The 21,457-nt window shown below is 58.9% G+C and carries 16 protein-coding genes; 12 read left to right on the top strand and 4 right to left on the bottom strand.

What is annotated here, in order from left to right; translation table 11 throughout:
* Positions 1-106: 106 nt before the first annotated feature.
* On the bottom strand, positions 107-1,141 hold the full coding sequence (locus tag GT571_RS04170) for a sugar kinase (RefSeq protein ID WP_161155670.1): 1,035 nt from the start codon (positions 1,139-1,141) through the stop codon (positions 107-109).
* A 235-nt stretch (positions 1,142-1,376) separates the two neighbouring features.
* On the opposite strand from GT571_RS04170, the gene GT571_RS04175 reads away from it, so the two are divergent.
* From GT571_RS04175 to ligA, 8 genes are all read left to right on the top strand, one after another.
* Entirely contained in the window at positions 1,377-2,399 is a 1,023-nt protein-coding gene (locus tag GT571_RS04175) for a LacI family DNA-binding transcriptional regulator (protein ID WP_158569849.1), read from the top strand.
* Between the two features lie 134 nt (positions 2,400-2,533).
* The gene (locus GT571_RS04180; protein ID WP_161155672.1) at positions 2,534-3,871 is read left to right on the top strand and encodes a glutamine synthetase family protein; all 1,338 of its coding nucleotides are present in this window, start codon (positions 2,534-2,536) and stop codon (positions 3,869-3,871) included.
* A gap of 50 nt (positions 3,872-3,921) precedes the next feature.
* Positions 3,922-4,584, top strand: coding sequence for a response regulator transcription factor (locus GT571_RS04185; RefSeq protein ID WP_006234733.1), 663 nt, complete (start codon positions 3,922-3,924; stop codon positions 4,582-4,584).
* Positions 4,585-4,768: 184 nt separating this feature from the next.
* On the top strand, positions 4,769-5,896 hold the full coding sequence (locus GT571_RS04190) for a hypothetical protein (protein ID WP_161155674.1): 1,128 nt from the start codon (positions 4,769-4,771) through the stop codon (positions 5,894-5,896).
* A complete protein-coding gene (locus GT571_RS04195) occupies positions 5,886-6,239 on the top strand; it encodes a hypothetical protein (protein WP_117855322.1) in 354 nt (117 codons plus the stop codon). The genes GT571_RS04190 and GT571_RS04195 overlap by 11 nt, the downstream gene beginning before the upstream one ends.
* Positions 6,240-6,259: 20 nt before the next feature.
* Positions 6,260-6,883: a hypothetical protein gene (locus GT571_RS04200; RefSeq protein WP_089573198.1), complete on the top strand. Its 624-nt coding sequence runs from the start codon at positions 6,260-6,262 to the stop codon at positions 6,881-6,883.
* Positions 6,884-7,055: 172 nt separating this feature from the next.
* On the top strand, positions 7,056-8,516 hold the full coding sequence (locus GT571_RS04205) for a S1C family serine protease (RefSeq protein ID WP_161155676.1): 1,461 nt from the start codon (positions 7,056-7,058) through the stop codon (positions 8,514-8,516).
* Positions 8,517-8,764: 248 nt separating this feature from the next.
* Positions 8,765-10,993, top strand: coding sequence for an NAD-dependent DNA ligase LigA (ligA, locus tag GT571_RS04210; RefSeq protein WP_161155677.1), 2,229 nt, complete (start codon positions 8,765-8,767; stop codon positions 10,991-10,993).
* A 427-nt stretch (positions 10,994-11,420) separates the two neighbouring features.
* On the opposite strand, the gene GT571_RS04215 is transcribed toward ligA, so the two are convergent.
* The 3 genes from GT571_RS04215 to GT571_RS04225 all read right to left on the bottom strand — a co-directional run bounded on the left by GT571_RS04215 (position 11,421) and on the right by GT571_RS04225 (position 14,942).
* Positions 11,421-12,593, bottom strand: coding sequence for a hypothetical protein (locus GT571_RS04215; protein ID WP_161155679.1), 1,173 nt, complete (start codon positions 12,591-12,593; stop codon positions 11,421-11,423).
* 108 nt (positions 12,594-12,701) lie between these two features.
* Positions 12,702-13,541 (bottom strand): MerR family transcriptional regulator, encoded by an 840-nt coding sequence (locus tag GT571_RS04220; RefSeq protein WP_161155681.1) that lies wholly within the window; start codon positions 13,539-13,541, stop codon positions 12,702-12,704.
* Positions 13,542-13,595: 54 nt separating this feature from the next.
* Positions 13,596-14,942 (bottom strand): MATE family efflux transporter, encoded by a 1,347-nt coding sequence (locus tag GT571_RS04225; RefSeq protein WP_161155683.1) that lies wholly within the window; start codon positions 14,940-14,942, stop codon positions 13,596-13,598.
* Positions 14,943-15,202: 260 nt separating this feature from the next.
* Between GT571_RS04225 and GT571_RS04230 the strand changes: the two genes are divergently transcribed.
* From GT571_RS04230 to moaA, 4 genes are all read left to right on the top strand, one after another.
* On the top strand, positions 15,203-17,023 hold the full coding sequence (locus GT571_RS04230) for an ABC transporter ATP-binding protein (protein ID WP_422110310.1): 1,821 nt from the start codon (positions 15,203-15,205) through the stop codon (positions 17,021-17,023).
* On the top strand, positions 17,016-18,914 hold the full coding sequence (locus GT571_RS04235; protein ID WP_161155685.1) for an ABC transporter ATP-binding protein: 1,899 nt from the start codon (positions 17,016-17,018) through the stop codon (positions 18,912-18,914). Before GT571_RS04230 ends, GT571_RS04235 begins: the two co-directional genes overlap by 8 nt.
* A 215-nt stretch (positions 18,915-19,129) precedes the next feature.
* Positions 19,130-20,167: a hypothetical protein gene (locus GT571_RS04240; RefSeq protein ID WP_161155687.1), complete on the top strand. Its 1,038-nt coding sequence runs from the start codon at positions 19,130-19,132 to the stop codon at positions 20,165-20,167.
* 234 nt (positions 20,168-20,401) lie between these two features.
* Entirely contained in the window at positions 20,402-21,457 is a 1,056-nt protein-coding gene (gene moaA, locus GT571_RS04245; RefSeq protein ID WP_338400641.1) for a GTP 3',8-cyclase MoaA, read from the top strand.

Below are 21,457 nucleotides of genomic sequence, written 5' to 3' on the forward strand. Positions count from 1 at the left end.
AGACAAAACCGGAATGGGACTGGTGGTTTTGTCCGACCGGAGAAATCGGGGAGCGGGTCGCAGAGGTATGGGTATGGAAAGCTGCGGCCCGCGGAATGGGGACGGCTTAGCGCGCGACGCGGGTGCCACCGTCGGCGGCGGATGCCACGGCTGCGATCTCGTCTGCGGTCACCAGGTTGGAATCGCCCTTGATGGTGAGCTTGAGGATCGAGGCCGCAATCGCGTAGTTGACGGCGTCCTGCGGGGCAAAGTCGTTGATGAGGGCATGGACGAGGCCGGCGTTGAAAGCGTCGCCGGCGGCAACGCCCTCGAGCACGTGCACGTCGTGGGCGGGGGAGAACCAGTGCTCGCCGCTCTCGGCGTCATAGAGCATGCCCATCCAGATGGAGCGCTCGACGCAGGAGATGTTGCGGACGACCGAGGCGACCTTCTTGCAACCGTACTCGGCGCAGATCTGACGGGCCATCTCGACGTAGGTGTCGCGTTCCTCGATGCCGTGGGCAAGGGAGCCGGAGACGCAGGTCATACCGAGGCCGGCAGGAGCGTCCTCGTCGTTGGCAATGCAGATGTCAACGAGCGGCAGGAGTTCCTTCATGGTGGCCTGCGACTTCTCGGGCGACCACATCTTGCCGCGATAGTTCACGTCGCACACGGTGGCGATGCCTTTGGCGCGGCAGGCGGTGAGGGCATCCTTGCAGGCGGCGGCCATCTCGTCGGAGACGGCGGGCGTCACGCCGGAGAAGTAGAAGACATCGACACCCTTGAGGATCTCGTCCCAGTCAAAGACGTCGCGCTTGGCCATGTTGATGGCAGAGTACTTGCGGTCGTAGACGCAGCCGTTGCCGCGCTGCGAGGCGCCGACCTCAAACACATAGGAGCCAAGACGGTCGCCCTGGCGCACGACGCGCGAGGTATCGACGTCGTAGACCTTCAGCGAACGCAGGGCGCACTCGCCCAGACGGTTGGCCGGGACAACGGAGACGTAAGCTGCCTTGTCACCCTGGTAGGCCAGGGAAAGCGCGGTGTTGGCTTCGGCGCCGCCGTAGCGGACATCAAACTCGGTCGCCTGCTCAATGCGCAGATGGTCTTTGGGCGAGAGCCTCATCATGATCTCGCCGAAGGTAAGAACCGTTTTACCCATGGTCGCGCAGCTCCTTCTTACTCGTGCGTACACCTTTGATATGGCGTTGGGACGGAGGTGCCAAGACGGTAGGGTACATCTTTGCACCTCCGTGCCAACGCTTGCCGAAATCGGTTTACGAAATCGGTTTCGTTTCGAGTTGTAGTATACTCACCTACAGCGTTTTGCAAGCGAGATTTTTAAAAAAATGCCTAAAATGGCTCAGACTGCCGACAATTGGGAAACGGGGTGCGCTATGGCGCAGATGAGAATCAAGGACATTGCCGCCGAGGCGGGCGTGAGCCCGGCCACGGTCTCGCGCTATCTCAACAACCGCCCCGGGCAGATGACCGAGGAAACCCGTGCTCGCATCGCGGCAGTTATCGAGCGCACCGGCTATCGTCCACGTGCCGCCGCGCGCAATCTGCGCAGCTCGCGTACCAACCTCATCGGCGTGATCTTGGCCGACATTGCTAACCCGTTCTCCAGCGCCATGCTCGAAGGGCTTTCCGCCAGCGCCGCCGCGCGCGGCTGCTCGCTCATGACGGCCATTAGCGGCAACGACCCCGCCAAGGAGGCAGAGTCGCTCACCAGACTTATCGATGCCGGCGTGGACGGCCTGGTCGTCAATACCTGCGGAGGCAACGACAAGGCGATCGCCGAGGCTGCGGGACGCCTGCCCGTCGTGCTGCTCGACCGCGATGTTGCCGACGGCGGTGTCGATCTGGTGACCTCCAACAACCGTGAGCTGGTCGCCGGCCTGGTAGACGCCTTGGCCTCTGCGGGCAGCGAGCGCCTGTGCCTGCTCACCGAGGCAAGCGACGACAGCCCCGTGCGTCGCGAACGCGCCGAGGCGTTTGCCGACGAGCTTTCGCGCCGCGGTCTTGCGGGCGAGGTCGTCACCCTGGCCGACGGTGGCGTCGAGGGTGTCAGTCGCCTGGACGAGACCATCCGCGGCTATGCGGGTAAAAAGCTCGGCCTCATTGCCGTCAACGGTCTGGTCTTCCTGCGCCTGACCGAGGCGCTGGCACAGTTGGGACCTTCGTTGCCGGCGGGTCTCAAGATCGCAACGTTTGACGACTATCCCTGGAACCACGTGCTCTTTGGCGGTGTGACCACGGCCGCGCAGGACACCCTCACCATTGCCGAGCGCGTGGTCGAGCGCCTGTCCGAGCGCATCGACGTCGTTACCACTACGGTGGGCGACGCCGCAAAGCTCGCCCCCAAGCGCATCGAGGTCCCCGGCCACATCGAACACCGCGCTTCGACCTCGCGCTAACTACTCGTTCGCAACTGCCTGTTCGCACACGTTTTTTGAGCGCTTGATACGCTTTAACCCTGCGGAAACATTTTTCTGCGATAGTATCTGCGATATAGACCAGTCGAAACCCGCCCGAAAGAAAGGGGAGCGACATGAACCAGCAGAACATCGATTACGTACTCCGCTCTGTAGAGCAGCGTGACATCCGCTTTGTGCGTCTGTGGTTTGTCGACATTCTCGGCCGCCTCAAGAACTTTGCCATTAGTCCCGAGGACCTCGAGGTCGCTTTTGAGGAGGGTATCGGCTTTGACGGCTCCGCCATCGAGGGCTTTGCCACGCCCGAGGAAGCCGACATGCTGGCGTTCCCCGATGCTTCGACCTTCCAGATCCTGCCGTGGCGCCCGAGCCACAACGGCGTCGCCCGCGTGTTCTGTGACGTGTGCACTCCCGATCGCAAGCCGTTTGCCGGCGACCCGCGCGATGCCCTGCGCCGCATGTTTCGCAAGGCCGAGAAAGCTGGCTATCTGCTCAACGTGGGCGCCGAGCTGGAGTATTACTACTTCCCCGACGAGCACACCCCCGAGCCGCTCGACAACGTGGGCTACTTCGATCTTTCGGTGAGCGACGCCGCCCGCGACCTGCGCCGCAACACGGTCCTCACGCTCGAGAAGATGTCCGTGCCCGTGGAGTACACCTTCCACGCCGCTGGCCGCTCGCAGCACGGCATGAGCCTGCGTCACGCCGAGGCCTTAAGCATGTCCGACGCCATCACCACGGCCAAGCTCATCATTAAGCAGCAAGCCTACGAGAGCGGTTGCCACGCCTCCTTTATGCCCAAGCCGTTGGCGGGTGAGGATGGCAGTGCTATGTTCCTGTGCCAGTCGCTGTTCGACCATGACGGCAACAACGTCTTTTGGGGCGAGGACGACGAGAAGTACCACCTCTCCGAAATCGCCAAGCACTACATGGCCGGCATCCTGGCGCACGCGCGCGAGATCAGCGCTATCACTAACCCCACGGTCAACTCGTATAAGCGCATCACCACGGGTGGCGACTCCGTGCCGCAGTACGCCACGTGGGGCCTGCGCAACCGCGCGAGTATGGTCCGCATCCCGGTCTACAAGCCCGGCAAGCAGCTGTCCACGCGCATCGAGCTTCGCAGCCCCGACCCCATGGCCAACCCGTACTTGGTCAACGCCGTCACGCTAGCGGCCGGTCTGGACGGCATCGAGCGCAAGCTGGAACTCCCGCCCGAGGCAACTGCCGAGACGCTCAAGCTTACCGACCGTCAGATGGTCGAGGCCGGCTACATGCCGCTGCCGCGCTCGCTCAAAGAGGCACTCGACGTGTTTGAGGACTCGCAGTTTATGAAGGATGCCCTCGGCGAGCACATCCACAGCTTCTTCCTCAAAAAGAAGCGCGCCGAGTGGCATAAGTTTGAGTCTACGATCACCGAGTGGGAGATCAAGCACTACCTGGCGAACTCCTAATCACGCTGGCTTGTTCCAGTACGATTGAGCTCATTTCTTTGGAGGCCGATATGTCCGAAAAGAGTGCCCTGTTCATGGCGCGCACGACGCGCTTCCACGAGTTTGCCCGCAGCTTGACGACTACCCTGGGTGTCGAGGTGAGCCTGGCAACCCCTGATTCGCCAACTGCGGCGCACGACTTTGACCTGCTGATCCTCGATTCCGATGGCATCCGCAGCGACCGCATCGATCAGATTGCCAAGTGGCTCGACGACCGCGGCGGCGTCCCCATGCTGGTAATCGTCGACGACGAGGCGCTCGGTACCCTGCGCCTGCCCAATCACGCGCATGCCGACTTTGTATGCCCCACGGCGACGCCCAACGAGCTCAAGGCTCGCGCGCAGCGCCTGATGGGCGAGGAGGAGACCGTTACCGCCGACGATGTGCTCAACATCGATAACCTCGAGATCAACCTGGCTACCTACCAGGTGACGCTCGATAACGAGCCCATCGACCTGACGCTGATGGAGTACTCGCTGCTGAGCTTTTTGGCGACGCATCCCAACCGTGCCTACAGCCGCGAGGTGCTGCTGCACCGCGTGTGGGGCTTTGAGTACTGCGGCGGCACGCGCACCGTCGACGTGCACATCCGACGCATCCGCTCCAAGGTGGGCCCGCAGATCGCGGCACACATCACCACCGTCCGCGGCGTGGGCTATCTGTTTAAGGACTAGCAAGTAAATAGAGGGCAATGTGAGGGTACCGGAGATTTCTCCAGTACCCTTTTCTCGTTTAGGGCGATAAGAAGACCTTTTACCGATTAAAAGTGTGTCAGTAAAAACAATATCAAACGTATAGCACTATCTCACGAATATCATTTAGTTACCGTATCTCCCTACTGCACGGATGGAGGAAGAAATGCGTTATTCGAGAAAGGTGATTGTCGGATTCATAGTATTGCTTGCCGTCCTGATGTCTCCAAGGTTGGTTTTTGGAGACGACGACTTGGTTCGTGTCACACCGCAAATAGCTGTGGAGCAAGCGCAAGCTTTCTTTGATGACGTATCGGATGAGCCGGTGACCGCTTGTGACCCAGTAAAAATGGTGAATTCCGATGGGGAATCAATCGGGTATATCGTTCGCGCGAAGCGGGATGACGTTAACTATGGCTACGTCGTATTTGATTCAGAGCGATCTTGGTGGATCAGCGAATACTGTTTGGCTCCGAACGCCCCTATGCCCATTGAGAATACAAGCGATGAAATAGCCCTTCTCGCATCCCAAGATGACATCGTTGCTTTGAAATTTGACGAGCTGTCTTTTGGTATTGCAGATCTGGATAATAACGTTGTTTTAGATGAAAAGGGATGCCGGTCAACAGCGGTGTTTTCTGTGGGAAATAGCCGCAGCGGATCTCCAGGCAGGTTCGAGGATGTTTTCGTATTGCCCAAAGACCTGTATAAACAAGGATATGTCATTGACGCAAGTAAAACTATTTCAGGGATGATAACGCCTACACAATCAGAGGTTATTAAAGAAACGGGGACCTATGCTTGCGATGTGTCTGCGATGTTTGCGGTAAGCAGCCATTATGTAACGCTAAACCGGCTCAAATTGCCAGACTTATATCATGAGCTTTGGCAGTTATCGGGAACATCCGGCGATCCAAATAAGTCATTCGATCAAGCTACGGGCCTTTACTTTACCCAAGGAAGGACTCCATCTCCAAATGCTGCCCCGGCTATTAAGGAGTTCTGTGCTAGGCGCGGGAAAAGGCTTGAGACATCATTTGCTTGGTATCCATCTTGGGATTCTTTCAGGGCAACTGCAGATTCTGGAAATCTCAGTATTTTTTCTGGGACTCTCAGGTCAAGCCATGACGCTCATGCGATGGCTGTTGCGGGATATGTGGCTATGCATAATACATATTCAAATGATAAGAAATATATGCTTGTTGTCTGGGATGGTTGGTTCAATCAGCTGCGTTTTCTTCCATATGACACAACGATTTATATATCGCATGAAGGGACGTATTGTGGAGAGTGACGGCGAAGATGATAGAAAGCGCATACGTAAAACGCTGGGGCTTCTTTGCGCATTTCTTGGGATATTGGTTGTCGCGGCCTATCAACCGAGCCCCTCGGTCGTCGGTGGAAAAGATGACGAACATATTTCAGTTGAAGTACAGACGCTGTCGGATATTCATAACGGACAATTTGAGGCTCTCGTGTCAAGCGGAGGGCGGAAAGAGATTGATATCCGTAGTTACTTTAATACCGGAACTGCTTCAGGGCTGAAGGCGGGAGAGAAATGGATTCTATTCTTCGCAAGTGATGCCAATTTAGAAGAGGAAACTTTGCATCCCTACTATATGGAAAAAGTTAACTAAATCGGTGAGGAGCGAGAGGAATGATCAACAGAAGACAGCTATTCGTCTTGGCATCAGGAGCTGTTATGTTTGCTGGGGCGAGAGGGGCCAACGCTGCGCAGCTTACGAATGCGCAAAAACGATTGACGCTTGTGACCGACATGATAGTTCGGAATGAGGCTGGGGTTATTGTGTCCTCGGCGCGAAGTAAAGATGTCTTGGGTGCCGGAAATAGAAAAATGGCTGTTGGCAGCATAAACAGGAATAATGACGGTGCAGCGTCCCTGACAAGAGCGGCAACTAAGAATTTGGTGACGGTTCATAGGGAGTCAGATGATTCACTGCCGGTGTTGGCAAAGATTGAGATTGTTGTTGAATATTCTGAAGATGGGCAAAGCATTGCAATTCGGTCAGGAAAATATTCGATAATTCAAACCGATCCGCTTGTGATGTATGCAAACGCTTGGTATGCGCTCATGCAGAAAGATAAATATGTGATGAACTACTTCACAGAAAGCGAAGCATCATATGAAACGGGGTGGGGGCCAACGCCATACGATGCGGAGAAGGATAAGTGGACGTGCGGATCGGGTATGGGCGCGACGATTACAGACTTTATTAACGATTCAACATATAGTTTTGCTATCGACTGCTATATCGAATAGACATGACGGCATAAAACGAATTGGCCTATAAGCAAGGTATTACTTAAACAAAGCTGAAATCTTGGCATCTAGTGCTCGGGACTGCCCAGCTTGGGGTACAACTCAACGTGAACAACGATGGCCCGCCGGCAGTTCGGCGGGCCTTTGGTTATTTGACGAAAGGATCGCAGCCATGAGCGAGAATGATTCCCAGCGTCCCCAGGATGTGGGCAACGCTGGCGAGACCCAGCAGCAGCCGCGTGTGCAGGTGGAGTCGACGCCTGCCGGCAGCAACATTCCCTACGTGCAGGCTTACGACACACAGACCGGCCAGCCGCTGGGCGGTCAGCAGGTTGTAAACAAGCACACGGTGGTCAAGACCAAGACCAAAAAGCTGCCGATCTTTATTACAGCGCTTGCCGGCTGCGCATGCGGTGCTCTGTTGGTCATCGCGCTCATTATGAGTGGCACGCTCAACATTGGTGGCGGCAAGAATGCCGTGACGGCGGGTGCTTCGGGTTCATCGACGCAAAAGATCACGATCGACTCCGAGGACACCACATTGGCCGAGGCCGTCTCTGCCAAGGCCCTGCCCTCCGTTGTTTCCATCACCGCCACTTCGAGCGGCAGCCAGAATGGCTCGCTTTCGCAGTCTGCTGACGAGTCGGACAGCTCGGGCAGCGTCGGTTCGGGCGTAGTACTCGATACCGAGGGCCACATCCTCACCAACAACCACGTGGTCGATGGCTATGACCAGTACGTGGTGACTATGGACGACGGCACCACCTACGAGGCCGAGTTCGTGGGCAACGATGCCTCGAGCGACCTCGCCGTCATTAAGCTCAAGGACGCCGATGCTTCCAAGCTCACCCCGATCGAGATCGGCGACTCTTCCAAGCTCAACGTGGGCGAGTGGGTCATGGCGATCGGCTCGCCGTTCGGCAACGAGCAGTCTGTCTCCACGGGTATCGTGTCGGCGCTGTATCGCTCCACGGCCATGAGCTCTACCAACGGTAACGCCATCTATGCCAACATGATCCAGACCGATGCCGCCATCAACCCGGGCAACTCCGGCGGCGCGCTCGTTAACGATAACGGCGAGCTTGTGGGTATCAACTCGCTCATCGAGAGCTACTCGGGTTCCAGCTCAGGCGTGGGCTTTGCTATTCCCGTTAACTACGCCAAGAACATTGCCGACCAGATCATTGACGGTAAGACGCCGGTTCATCCGTATCTGGGCGCCACGCTTTCGAGCGTCAACGCGCTCAACGCCCGCACTAACAAGCTGAGCACCGATAGCGGCGCGTATGTGGCAAGTGTCGTCGAGGACGGTCCTGCCGCCAAGGCTGGCATCCAAGAGGGAGATGTCATTACCAAGCTGGGCGACGACGAGATTACGAGCGCCGATGGCCTGATCATCGCGCTGCGCAGCCACGAGGTGGGCGAGAAGGTCGAAATCACGCTCATGCGCGGCAAGGAGGAGAAGAAGGTCACTGTCGAGCTGGGCTCCGACGAGGAGCTGCAGAACCAGCAGCAGGACGACAGTTCGACTGACACCGGCAACGGCGGTATTACCGACGAGCAGCTGCGCCAGTACCTGGAGGAGCTGCTCGGCCAGCAAGGCCAGGGCCAGGGTTACGGCCAGGGTTACTAACGAGCCACTCCACACATATCGAAGCCAGAGGGGGCTGTCCCGCCAGCGCGGGACAGCCCCTTCTTTTCGCGATGATCCCTTGGGGACGGGGAAACGGATCATTTAGAAATGGCAAGGGTATGGTTTGATCGCGCGATCCACCCCGGTCCGTCGGCTGCCGATTCGGTGCGGTTCGAAAGGGTTATTCGGCCCCATCGTGACCGGTGGTACTCTAGTATCCGTTTGAAATCGAGCGAAGGAGTGCCGCTATGGAGCAATCGAGCCTGTTTGGTGACGGCGTGGACATCGATACCGAAACGTCCGCGAGCACGGATACCGCTGCATCGGCCGATGCTCGTGCCCAGGCGGCAGCGCGTGCGGCCGAGCTGCGCCACGAGCTCGATTACCACGCGTACCGCTACTACATGCTCGACGCACCCGAGATCACGGACGCCGCCTTCGACAAAATGCTCGTTGAGCTGCAGGAAATCGAGGCGACCTACCCCGACCTGGTGACGCCCGACAGCTATACCCAGCGCGTGGGCGGCTACGTGAGCGAGCAGTTTACGCCGGTCACGCACATGGCGCGCATGTATTCCATGGACGATGCCATGGATCTGGACGAGCTCGACGCATGGCTCCAGCGCACCGAGGATGCGCTCGGTGCCGGCAGCGTCACCTATACCTGCGAGCTTAAGATCGATGGTCTGGGCGTGGCTCTTACCTACCAAAACGGCACCTTTGTGCGCGCGGCCACACGCGGCGACGGCACCACGGGTGAGGACGTATCGCTCAACGTGCGCACCATCAAGGATGTGCCTATGCATCTGTCCGAGGCAGCGCTCGCCCACATGGGCGCCGACCGCGAGCGTACCGTCGAAGTACGCGGCGAGGTCTATATGCCCAAAGGCAGCTTTGTTCGTCTGAATGAAGAGGCCGATGCCGAGGGCCGCGACCCCTTCGCCAACCCGCGCAACGCCGCCGCCGGCAGCCTGCGCCAAAAGGACCCCAAGGTCACGGCGCGCCGCGACCTTGCCACCTTTATCTACGCCATCGCCGATACCGACCCGCTGCACGTCCACAGCCAGCGCGAATTTCTCGACTGGCTGCGCAATGCCGGCTTCAGCGTCAACCCTAACGTGGCTCGTTGCGCCACGCCGGCCGAGGTCCACGAGTTCTGCGCCCAGGCCCTCGAGCATCGCGGTGACCTGGACTACGACATCGACGGCGTGGTCGTAAAGGTCGACAGCTTTGCCCAGCAGCTCGACCTGGGCTTTACCGCTCGCGCACCGCGCTGGGCCATCGCCTTTAAGTTCCCGCCCGAGGAAAAGCAGACCGTCCTTCGCGAAATTCGCATCCAGGTGGGCCGCACCGGTGTGCTCACGCCGGTCGCCGAGTTCGACCCGGTGACGGTTGCCGGCTCCACCATCGCGCGCGCCACGCTGCACAACATCGACGAGATCCGTCGTAAAAACGTGCGCGAGGGCGATACCATCATCGTGCACAAGGCAGGCGACGTAATCCCCGAGGTCGTGGGCCCGGTGCTCGACAAGCGCCCGGCCGATTCGGTCGACTGGCACATGCCCGAGGTCTGCCCCGTGTGCGGCAGCCCCGTGGTTCACGAGGACGGCGAGGTTGCCTATCGCTGTGTGTCCATCGATTGCCCAGCGCAGCTCAAGGAGCGCCTGCTCCACTGGGTGAGCCGCGGCTGCATGGATGTCGATGGCCTGGGCGACGAAATCGTCGACAAGATGATCGCCGCTGGTCTTATCCACGATGTCGCGGACTTCTACCAGCTCACGGTCGACGACATCGCCGGACTGGACACGGGGCGCGTGTACGCCAGCTCTAACAGCAAAAAGGGCGTCAAGAAGGGCGACCCCATTCCGGTAGGCCTCAAGACGGCCGAGAAAATCATCGCCGAGCTCAACAAGTCCAAGAGCCAGCCGCTCGGTCGCGTGCTGTTTGCCCTGGGCATCCGCCATGTGGGCAAGAGCGTGGGCGAGGTCATCGCCGAGCGATTCCTGTCGATCGACAAGCTCATCTTGGCGAGCGAAGAGGACATCGCCGAGTGCGAGGGCATCGGTCCCAAGATTGCGGCGAGCGTTAAGCAGTTCCTGGCCGTGCCCGAGAACCTTGCCGTGCTGGAACGCCTGCGCCAGGCGGGCCTGTCGCTCGAGGTCGACCTGGGCGCCGCGCACGCGCAAGCCGCAGCCGACGCTGGCGTGGCAAGTGAGCTCGCCGACGCACAGCCGCTCGCGGGTCTGACCTTCGTGCTCACCGGCACGCTCGTCAACCGCACCCGCGACGAGGCGGGCGCGGCGCTCAAGGTGCTCGGCGCCAAGGTCTCGGGCAGTGTGTCGAAGAAGACGAGCTATCTGGTCGCTGGCCCCAAGGCGGGTTCCAAGCTCACCAAGGCCGAGCAGCTGGGCGTACCTGTGCTGGACGAGGCGGCACTTGAACAGATTTTGGCGACGGGTAGGGTCCCGGAGGCATAATGATTTGTTGAGGAACTGCGCAGAGGCTCAGTTCCTCAACATCTCCTTATAGTGTTTGCCTGTTCAATTTCGATATCGTTTCCCTCGTATGATCCAGATGCGTCTACCGACTCAAAGCGTGAGTAGGAAACTCTTGTCCCAACTTTGATTTGGGAAAGCTTGTCTTTGATTCGGCCAGATGAGGGGAATGTAATCCGGGTTTGCTTTCCAGCGTCGGTGTAGCGGGGACTGTTGTCTGTTTGGATTACGAGTTCCGTTCCCTCAATAGAATGAACGCTGCCGGCTCCAAAGACAAGGTAATCATCTCCTCCGCTATAGCGGGCTCTATCTGTGCATGAAGAAACGGATGCAAACATAGCGAAAATCACCAATATCGTAACCAGGGCAAAGGCCGTGGTGCCATAGCATTTTGATGGTGCCATCCGGTCTACCAAAAGACTGTTCCGTTCAATTTGACCATATTGGGCGTTGCATAGTTAATCGCTCGGGGATAAGTGTTCCATCCGTCGAATACTTCGAGCCACTGCAGTTCGATGCCAGAGCTTCCATTATGCCCAGTAAAATAGCCAGTTACCGTGACTGTATGACCTGATAGCTTGATGGATCCTTCACTGTTTCGGCTGTTGATCCACATATGATACAAGCCGATATTCCCTTGATCGATAGTTGCTCTGTACTGAGCGAATTGAGGCTGATAACCGAAAAATTGAGTATTAAGTGCTCTACCCTTTTGAGCGGCAAGACTTTTAAACGGAACAATTCCATCTGGGATGATCGTGCTTCCGTACTCGACGCCCTGATCATTGGTCTTATACGTTGTTGTGCCAGTGACGTTCCATATTTCTTTATAATAATCGGGATTAAATTGATTAGCGTTTGAACTGGTGAGACCGTAATGCATTGATACAGCGTACAAGGCAGAAACGACGCATGCATACTTATTAGTGCGGGCTTCAACTAATGATTCCGAGACTCCTCGGAACGGTATTCCGTTTAAATCGTCTATTTGGAAATGCAACATCAAGTCATCTTCATTGATAATGACTGCATCCCATGAAGTTGGGTTATTGCTTTGAGGTGCTATACCCTTTTCGGTGACAATCGGGACAGACCGTATATTGTTATAGTTGGTTACACAGTCTCTAGTTCCTGGCACCAAAGTTCCATATTCAATATCGTTGTACGAAATTAGTACGGTTGGGTTTGTGGCCTGTTGGCCGGAATAAGTTGAAATGGCGTTTGATAGAGAAGCTGAAATCGGAAGAATGGTATCGCCGAGGGTTATCTCCTTCAGAAGCCCAGGATATGATGCGTCAAGTATTAAATAACCGTAAGGGCTTCCTTCCCTTGTGACACTGATTTCATAGCCACAGATAAGGCCGATTTGTTGGCATACGGGAACGATTTGCTCGATCTCTAAGTTCGCGGATCCGTCGACGATGGGCAACAGGGAAAGCGCGTAGTCTTGTGCTAGGTCTGATGTAAAAGCGACGGATGAGTTTGAGTCGGCAGCGAATACTCTTGTTGGGCGCGACGCGGATAAGCCGATGATCGAGGCTAGGCCGAGAAGAAACGAGCGACGTGATTGAACTCTGGGCATAATGTCTCCTGCCTATGGGGGGCAATATGCTGTCATTTTATTTGCTACAAAATACAATCTAATTCAGATTAAGGTAAATGGATGGAATTGCTCGATAAATGGTAGTGATTAGCGGACCGGTATCGCGATCCTCGTCACATACGCTCCCGGGTCGTCGCTGATGATGTCGTCGATGAGGGCGATCTCGCGTGAGGGGCCAGCGGGGGACAGCCCGTGTTCGCGCATATAGCCGAGCAGCTGCTTATAGCGCGGGCCCGCTTGCCCGTGTGTGCCGCGGAAGCTTATGGTCAGGCAGCGCGCGGCAGGCCGCGTCTCGACGTCGCCCACGTAGTCATCGGTGTCATCGAGCAGTAGAAAGACCTCGTCGTAACCATCAAAGTCGCCGGCGGCCAGGCGCTCGGCGCTGATCCCAACGCCCAAGTTGCCCAGGAAGACAAAGGTCTCGTGCTGGCCCTTCTGCAGTTGACGAATCTGCCACTCCAGCGCATAGGCGTCGGTAGGGTTGACGCGTTCGCGCAACACGGCGCAGCGAAGCTCGGGGGCATCGATTGTGCAAATGCTATCGAGCTCGGTGTTCAAGGCATCGTGCAGCAGGGCAAGCCGGTTATCGATCTTGCACGACACGCGCTCCAGCTCGCGGCGCTTGCGCTCGATGAGCTCCTGCTGCTGAGCCAGCTGCCGCTGCATGAGGTCCACATCGCGCGTGGTCACAAACTCACGGATCTGCGCGAGCGGCAGGTTGAGAACGCGCAGGTGGCTGATGGTATTGAGGGTGGAGAGCTGTCGCGATCCGTAGTAGCGGTATCCACTCGCCGGATCGATGTGCGCCGGGTCCAGCAAGCCCATCTGCTCGTAATGACGTAGCGTCCCAACGCTCAGGTTAAACAGGCGCGCCACCTCGCCAATGCGGAGCGGGCCCTCGGTATGTTCAGTTGGTGAGTCGGCCATAGGAACGCTCCTTTCAATGGGGTCGGGGAGGGGCGCCAGGCTCGCGTTGCCCCGCTACGCTGCCAACTTGTCAAAAGTTCCGCGGCGGTTGAGCACGGTAAATGCAATCACGCAGATGACCGCCGACAAAATCGATCCGCACGGCGAGGCGATTCCCATGGGAAACAACGTATCGGAATAGGCGTTCGACAGCAGCCATGCACCGGGCACGCGAATGAGCGCCACGGCCAGCACGTTGTGCGCAAAGCCGATGTAGCTCTTGCCGTATGCAGCGAAAAAGCCGCTAAAGCAAATGTGGATGCCGGCAAAGATTGCATCGAAAATATAACTGTGCATATAGCCGGTACCGGCGGCGACCACCGCGGGGTCCTTGGCAAAAAAGCCGATAAACGCCGGTGCCACCAGCCACATCAGCACCGTGATCAGGCAGCCGTACACCACCGAGATGGTCATGGCATCCTTGAGCACCTGACGCGCGCGGTCGCCCTTGCCTGCGCCGGCGTTTTGCGCCGTGAGCGCGCTGACGGTGGCGCCCATGGAGCTCGGCACAATGAACAAAAAGCTGATCATCTTCTCGACCAGGCCCACGGCGGCGGCGTCGACCAGGCCGCGGTGGTTGGCGATGACGGTGATAAACATAAACGCCACCTGGATGCAGCCGTCCTGTACGGCCACGGGCACGCCGATCTTAAGGATGCTGCCGAGCACCTCGGGCTGGGGGCGCAGGTCGCTGCGCTTGAGGTGAATATGCGTGCGGCGGCTCTTGAGCCACACGAGCGCGAGGGCAACGCTTGCCGTCTGGGCGGTCACCGTGCCGAGCGCCGCGCCCACGGGGCCGAGCCCCATGTGGCCGATAAACAGAAAGTCGAGCGCGATGTTTATGATGCACGCCACGCCAATCACGTACATGGGCGAGCGCGAATCGCCCAGCCCGCGAAAGATGGCCGAGAGGATGTTGTATGCGGCGATAAACGGAATGCCGACAAAGCAGATGCGCAGGTAGGCGGCAGTGCCTTCGACCGCTTCGGCTGGCGTGCCAATGAGTGCCACGATCTGCGGGCACAGTGCGAGCAAGACAGCGGCCAGCACCACCGAGACGCCCATAAAGAGCGTGATGGTGTTGCCGATGGCGGTCTCGGCGCGGTCAAACCGACGCGAGCCCACGGCGTGGCCGACGATGACCGTCGTTCCCATGGCCAGGCCCACGAGCGTCACGGTAATGATATAGAGCGTCTGCGCGCCGTTGCCCACGGCGGTGATGCCGGCGGCGCCGCTAAACTGCCCCATCATGTACAGGTCGGCCATACCGTAGAGCATCTGCAAAAAGTACGAGAGCATATAGGGCAGGGCAAAGACCGCGATGGTCTTGAGGACATTGCCGCGTGTGAGGTCGTGTTCCATGGGCGGGGCTTTCTGGCTGGGTTCGTTTTGCTACCAGTGTAGTGAAAACCCTACAACGATTGTAGAGTCAAGGTTTATGTTGGCAGCGGGGCGAAAAAAGTCGCGCTCGCGTTCATTTCCAATTGAATACAGGGGCGCGTCCTGTGAGCATGGCGTCTGCACTAGCCTTGCAGAAATCGATTTCGCATCACTTGACACCGCCGCACGGCGCGCCATAATACGTGGGTTTGCGAACAACGTTTGATGGGGGATGAACCTGCGTGCGCAATCTCAAGATTTTGTTTTCCTATCTGGGGGCATACCGCCGCGATGCCATGCTCGGCGTGCTCTTTGTGACAGCCGAGACGGCGCTCGAGCTGTTTATCCCGGTCATCATGGCAAATATCATCGACGTGGGCGTGCCCGCGGGCGACATCAACTATATGCTGTTGCAGGGCACGTATATGTTGATATGCGCTGCATTTTCGCTGGTACTTGGCTTGGGCTATGCGCGCACGTCTGCCCGCGTTGCCTCGGGGCTGGGCGCTAACCTGCGCGAGGCGGAGTATCGCAAGATTCAGACGCTCGCCTTTGGCAATCTGGACAACTACGATGCCAGCTCGCTCGTCACGCGCATGACCACCGATATCACCGTCATCCAAAACGCCATCGGCAACGGCTTTCGCCCCATGGTGCGCGGCCCCGTGACGCTCATCGTCGGCTTGGTCTATGCGCTGGTGCTGTCGCGTCCGCTTGCTACGGTATTCGCGATCATCCTGCCGGTGTTGGCGATCGTACTGGGCGTTATCACCTATCGCGTCAGTCCGCTTTACCGCCAGCTGCAGACCTCGATGGACCATCTCAACGGTGTGGTGCAGGAGGACCTCACCGCCGTGCGCGCCGTCAAGGCGTACGTGCGTGCCGAGCACGAGGAGGCCAAGTTCGATGCCGTCAATACCGAGCTTGCGCGCACCGCGACGAAGACCTTTGGCAACGCCGTGCTCAACCTGCCGGTGTTCCAGCTTTCGATGTACGTGGCTGCGCTCTCGATCTTGTGGATTGGCGGCCGCATGATCATCGAAGGTCGCTTGGGCGTGGGCTCGCTCACGGGCTTTATGAGCTATGTGCTGCTGATCATGAACTCGCTCATGATGATTTCCAACGTGTTTTTGCTGCTCACCCGCGCACTTGCCAGCGTGGAACGCATCTCGCGGGTGCTCGACGAGCGTTCGCTTATCCAGGCGCCCGACGCTGCCGCTGCCGTGCACGGGGTGGCCGACGGAAGCATCGAGTTTCGCGACGTGTCGTTTAAGTACCGCGCGGATGCTGCCGAGGATGTGCTCGAGCATATCGACCTTTGCATTGAGGCAGGCTCCACGGTGGGCGTGCTCGGCGGTACGGGCTCGGGCAAGAGTTCGCTTGTGCAGCTGATCGCGCGCCTGTACGATGCCACTGAAGGCGCCGTGCTCGTGGGCGGGCGCGATGTGCGCAATTACGACCTGGTTGCCCTGCGCGACGCCGTGGGTATCGTGCTGCAAAAGAACGTGCTGTTTACGGGTACCGTGCGCGAGAACCTGCAGTGGGGCGCGCCCGATGCCACCGACGAGGAGCTGCTGCGTGCCTGCCGGGCGGCATGCGTGGACGAGTTCCTGGATCGCATCGGCGGACTCGACGGCTACCTGGGCCAGGGCGGTGCCGGCGTCTCGGGCGGACAAAAACAGCGTCTGTGCATCGCGCGTACGTTGCTCAAACATCCGCGTGTGCTCATCTTTGACGATTCGACCAGCGCGGTCGATATGGCGACCGACGCCAAGATCCGCGAGCATATAGCTCGGATTCCCAACACGACGGTGATTGTCATCGCACAGCGCATTGCGAGCGTCATGGATGCCGACCGCATTATTGTGTTGGACGACGGTCGTGTCCACGGCGTGGGCACGCACGAGGAACTGCTGGCGGGCGACAACATCTACCAGGAGATTTACGCCTCGCAGATGGAATTTGCAGGGGATGCTGGCGTCGTGGATGGCGTAAATGATCCGTCTTCCGCCGGCCCCAACGAATCAATTCAAGCCACGGAAGGGGGTGAGCGCCATGCCTAAGACATCCGCTCAGGCCCGTCCCGCCAATCTGACGCAGACGCTCCGCCGCCTGCTCTCCTACATGGGTCACGCCAAGTTCTCGCTGCTCGCAGTGGGTGTGCTTGCCTCTGTTGCGGCCATCGCAAGCCTTGCCGGTACCTACATGGTGCGCCCCATCGTCAACGGTTTGGCAACGGGCGGCGAGGAACTGCTCGCTAAGCAGGTTATCTTTACCGCTGCCATCTACGCCGCGGGCGTGCTCTCGGCTCTGGGCTACTCGCAGATTATGGTGCGCGCGGCCCAGCGCGTGGTGTCCGATATCCGCCGCGACCTGTTTGCCCACATTCAGACGCTGCCGCTGAGCTACTTCGACAGCACGCGCTCGGGTGACATCATGAGCTTCTTTACCAACGACGTCGACACCGTCTCCGAGGCGCTCAACAACAGCTTTGCCAACGTGATTCAGGCGATCATCCAGGTGGTCGGCACCACGGCCATGCTCATCATCCTCAACTGGCAGCTCACGATTATCACGCTCGTGTGCGATGCGGCCATTGTGCTGTATGCGCGCTACTCGGGCACGCGCTCTAAGCGTTTCTTTGCCGCCCAGCAGGCATCGCTTGGCGACCTGGACGGATATATCGAAGAGATGGTCTCGGGTCAAAAGGTCATCAAGGTCTTTAATCACGAGCAAGCCAACGTGGCTGGTTTTGACGCGCGCAACCAAGAGCTGCGCCGCACCGGTGGTGCCGCGCAGGCCTACGCCAACTCGATGGTGCCCATGACCGTGGTGATCGGCTATGCCAACTACGCCATCGTCGCCGTGGCGGGCGGCATGCTCTGCATCAAGGGGCTCGCCGACGTGGGCGCGCTTGCAAGTTACCTGGTCTTTGTACGCCAGGCCGCCATGCCCATCAACCAGTTTACGCAGCTGGGCAACTTTTTGCTCAACGCGCTGGCCGGTGCCGAGCGCCTGTTTGCCGCCATGGATCTTGAGCCCGAGGTGGACGAGGGCTGCGTGGAGCTGGTGCAGACGGGCGACGCCGCGTGGGCATGGAAGATTCCCGAGGGCCAGGGCGTGGGCGCGTACGGGCACCTGCATGATGTGGCTGCCGTTGATGAGTCGGGCCGTGCGGTGGCTGCCGACGGCACCGAGCTCACGTGCGGCTTGGTCCCACTTGCCGGCGACGTGCGCTTCCATGCCGTGGACTTTTCCTACGTGCCGGGCACCCGTGTGCTTACGGATCTCAACCTGTTTGCCAAGCCGGGGCAAAAGATCGCCTTTGTGGGCTCCACGGGCGCCGGAAAGACCACCATCACCAACCTCATCAACCGCTTCTACGAGGTCGATGACGGCGAGATCACGTACGACGGCATCGACGTCAAGCACATTGCCAAGTCCAGTCTGCGCGGGTCGCTCGGCATTGTGCTGCAAGACACGCACCTGTTTAGCGGCACCATTGCGCAGAACATCCGCTTTGGCAAGCTCGACGCGACTGACGAAGAGGTGCGCGCCGCTGCCGAGGCAGCCTGCGCCGACTCGTTTATCCGCCGCCTGCCTAGAGGGTACGACACGCCGGTCACGGCCGACGGCGCCAACCTGTCGCAGGGCCAGCGCCAGCTGCTCGCCATCGCGCGTGTGGCCGTCGCCGACCCGCCGGTGCTCATCCTGGACGAGGCCACGAGCTCTATCGACACGCGCACCGAAAAGCTCATCGAGCGCGGCATGGACCGCATCATGCGTGGCCGCACCACGTTTATGATCGCGCACCGCCTGTCCACCGTCCGCGACGCCGATGCCATCATGGTCCTCGAACACGGCCGCATCATCGAGCGCGGCACGCACGAAGAGCTGCTCGCTCAGCACGGCGAGTACTGGCAGCTGGCGCATGGCTTAAAAGAGTTGGATTAACCCGTTCGAGCACGATGCTTTGACCCCTCCGTGCTCCTCACCTCGCCTTAAACCATCACAACATTCGGCGTTTTTTGCCAAAATCGGGAAAAGCATCGAATGTTGTGATGGTTTTTCTACCACTCGATCGGGTGGAATCGCTTTCTTGCGCACGAAGGTGTGCGGACCCGTGGGCAGGGGAATAAGGTTGGTTATCCGACTCCATTGGAGGGCTCATGGACCTGCCAATCGTCCTGTCCCATAAGACCGCTTGGCTGTACCACAACGTGGCGCGCCCGTCCGAGCCGCTCTCGCGAGCAAGCAGCCTATACGATGAGGATTCGCCTGCTAACGAGGCGGAGCCGACCGCGAGTCTGCCCAAATTGGGACTCGATGCCAAGGGGCTGAGGGCTTCAACGGCAGCCGGGATTGTTACCGACCATCTGGTTTCGCTTGGTATTCCACGAGAAGAGCTCGATCATATCGACACGCTCGTCAACTTCGATTTTGAGCGCTCGACGCCGGCTGGATTTAGGTGCCACGTGTTTGGGGCACCGGTACCTCCAGGCCATCTTATCGAGGTGGCAGAGGGCCTTCTGGTGGTTGATGAGGCCATGTGCTTTGTCCAGGCGGGTTCGTGGATGAGCGAGCCCGAACAGCTGGAATATGGCTACGAAATCTGTGCCCGATACCATTTGAATCATCTGTCGACGGACGATTATGTCGAGATGGGGCAGAGGTATACCGTTGCCGACTTGATTGCCTATTGCAATGAGAACCGATCTCGTCAGGGGGCTATACGCGCGGCCGCCGTGCTCAAGCGCGTGCACGATGGCGCGCGGTCGCCCATGGAGACGGCCACCGCAATCATGGTCGTAGCAAAACGTTCCCAGGGCGGGCTGGGATACGCCAAGGTTGAGCTCAACCATAGGGTTGATGTTCCCAACGAGTTCAAGTATCTCGCAAAGGCCGGGTATTTCGAGATCGACGTATATGCGCCTGCGAGCGGTACGGGGATTGAATACAACGGTTCGGACCATCTTGATAAACAGCGCAGCGCGTCGGATGCGGAGCGTATGACCGTGCTGAGCGCGCTGGGCTTTAGGATGATCGTCCTCACCGGGACTCAGTTTGCCCACCAGCTGCAATTGCACCGGGCGATGAACGCCATCGCGCTCGCTATGGGTCTTAAGTGCGACCGAAGCGAAGCGTTCCAAAAGCGGCAGAACGACCTGCGAGAATTCGTGATTCGGCACTGGGACGGCGTCCTTTAGGGACGTTTTGGTCCTTCTACGGGGCGCTGCGGGCAGGCAGACCATCACAACATTCGACGTTTTTTGCCAAAAACGGGAAAAGCATCGAATGTTGTGATGGTTTGCGTGCTGAGGATGGGCTTGGAAAGTCCGTTTTGCTCGAAACGACCTGTCCTGTCGTACGGGTGTCGGCATGATTCTCCCGTGCGGTATTATGTTTTCCGAAGAATAAAACGCCGCGTGAGGGGAGGCTGCGTGGACGGGCACGTGCAACATGACGGCTTTGGCCGCGATATCAACTACCTGCGCATTGCCGTTACCGACAAGTGCAATTTCCGCTGCATTTACTGCATGCCAGCCGATGGCGTGGCGCCCCGCGCGCACGACGAGCTGCTCAGCGCCGAGGAAATCGCCCGCTTTGTGCGCTTGGTGGCGGGGGAGGGCATTCGTCGCGTACGCCTGACGGGTGGCGAGCCGCTGGTCAGCCGGCGTATCATCCCGCTCATTCGCGATATCCGCGAGATCCCGCAGATCGAGGACATCTCACTTACCACCAACGGCGCCCTGCTGCCCAAGCTGGCACCGCAGCTCAAGGACGCCGGCCTTAACCGCGTCAACGTCTCGCTCGACACGCTTGACCCTACGCTCTTTGGAAAGATCACGCGCCTGGGTCGACTCGAGCAGACCATGGCTGGCATCGACGCGGCGCTGGCTTGGGGCTTTGAGCCCGTTAAGGTGAACTGCGTTGTTGTGCGCCGGCTCAACCAAGATGTGGCGGCCCTCGCGCGGCTCACGCTCGACCGCCCCATCCACCTGCGCTTTATCGAATACATGCCCATCGGCGATGAACACACGAGCTCGCATTGCGCTGTGGACCCGCATGCGCCCGCGCTCAATCCGGCGCTGTGGGATGCGAGCGACACCGTTCCGAGCGACGAGCTGCGGGCGCGCATCAATGCCGGGGCCGCCGCGACGGGACTGGGCGAGCTCGAGCCGCTCGACATCAACGACGCTCCTGCCGGCGCGGGCCCTGCGCGCTACTGGCACTTTCCGGGTGCGGCGGGAACGGTCGGCTTCATCAGCGCCATGTCCAACCATTTTTGTGCGAATTGCAACCGTTTGCGCCTGACGGCCGATGGCAACGTGCGTCCGTGCCTGTTCAGCGATGCCGAGTATTCGGTGCGTGAGGCGTTGCGCCGTGGTGATGATATGCAGGTACTTTCGATTTGGCGCGATGCCGTGGCCCACAAACCGCAGGAACACGCGATAATTGAGGGCACGCAACGATTTATGTCCCAAATCGGAGGATGA

The organism is Collinsella aerofaciens (assembly GCF_009876115.1).
GTDB classification, from domain to species: domain Bacteria; phylum Actinomycetota; class Coriobacteriia; order Coriobacteriales; family Coriobacteriaceae; genus Collinsella; species Collinsella aerofaciens_N.

What these genes read in the sequence shown, in the direction of transcription:
- GT571_RS04170 (WP_161155670.1), bottom strand. Translation starts at nt 1,141, where the DNA reads ATGGGTAAAACGGTTCTTACCTTCGGCGAGATCATGATGAGGCTCTCG.
- GT571_RS04175 (WP_158569849.1), top strand. Translation starts at nt 1,377, where the DNA reads ATGGCGCAGATGAGAATCAAGGACATTGCCGCCGAGGCGGGCGTGAGC.
- GT571_RS04180 (WP_161155672.1), top strand. Translation starts at nt 2,534, where the DNA reads ATGAACCAGCAGAACATCGATTACGTACTCCGCTCTGTAGAGCAGCGT.
- GT571_RS04185 (WP_006234733.1), top strand. Translation starts at nt 3,922, where the DNA reads ATGTCCGAAAAGAGTGCCCTGTTCATGGCGCGCACGACGCGCTTCCAC.
- GT571_RS04190 (WP_161155674.1), top strand. Translation starts at nt 4,769, where the DNA reads ATGCGTTATTCGAGAAAGGTGATTGTCGGATTCATAGTATTGCTTGCC.
- GT571_RS04200 (WP_089573198.1), top strand. Translation starts at nt 6,260, where the DNA reads ATGATCAACAGAAGACAGCTATTCGTCTTGGCATCAGGAGCTGTTATG.
- GT571_RS04205 (WP_161155676.1), top strand. Translation starts at nt 7,056, where the DNA reads ATGAGCGAGAATGATTCCCAGCGTCCCCAGGATGTGGGCAACGCTGGC.
- ligA (WP_161155677.1), top strand. Translation starts at nt 8,765, where the DNA reads ATGGAGCAATCGAGCCTGTTTGGTGACGGCGTGGACATCGATACCGAA.
- GT571_RS04215 (WP_161155679.1), bottom strand. Translation starts at nt 12,593, where the DNA reads ATGCCCAGAGTTCAATCACGTCGCTCGTTTCTTCTCGGCCTAGCCTCG.
- GT571_RS04220 (WP_161155681.1), bottom strand. Translation starts at nt 13,541, where the DNA reads ATGGCCGACTCACCAACTGAACATACCGAGGGCCCGCTCCGCATTGGC.
- GT571_RS04225 (WP_161155683.1), bottom strand. Translation starts at nt 14,942, where the DNA reads ATGGAACACGACCTCACACGCGGCAATGTCCTCAAGACCATCGCGGTC.
- GT571_RS04235 (WP_161155685.1), top strand. Translation starts at nt 17,016, where the DNA reads ATGCCTAAGACATCCGCTCAGGCCCGTCCCGCCAATCTGACGCAGACG.
- GT571_RS04240 (WP_161155687.1), top strand. Translation starts at nt 19,130, where the DNA reads ATGGACCTGCCAATCGTCCTGTCCCATAAGACCGCTTGGCTGTACCAC.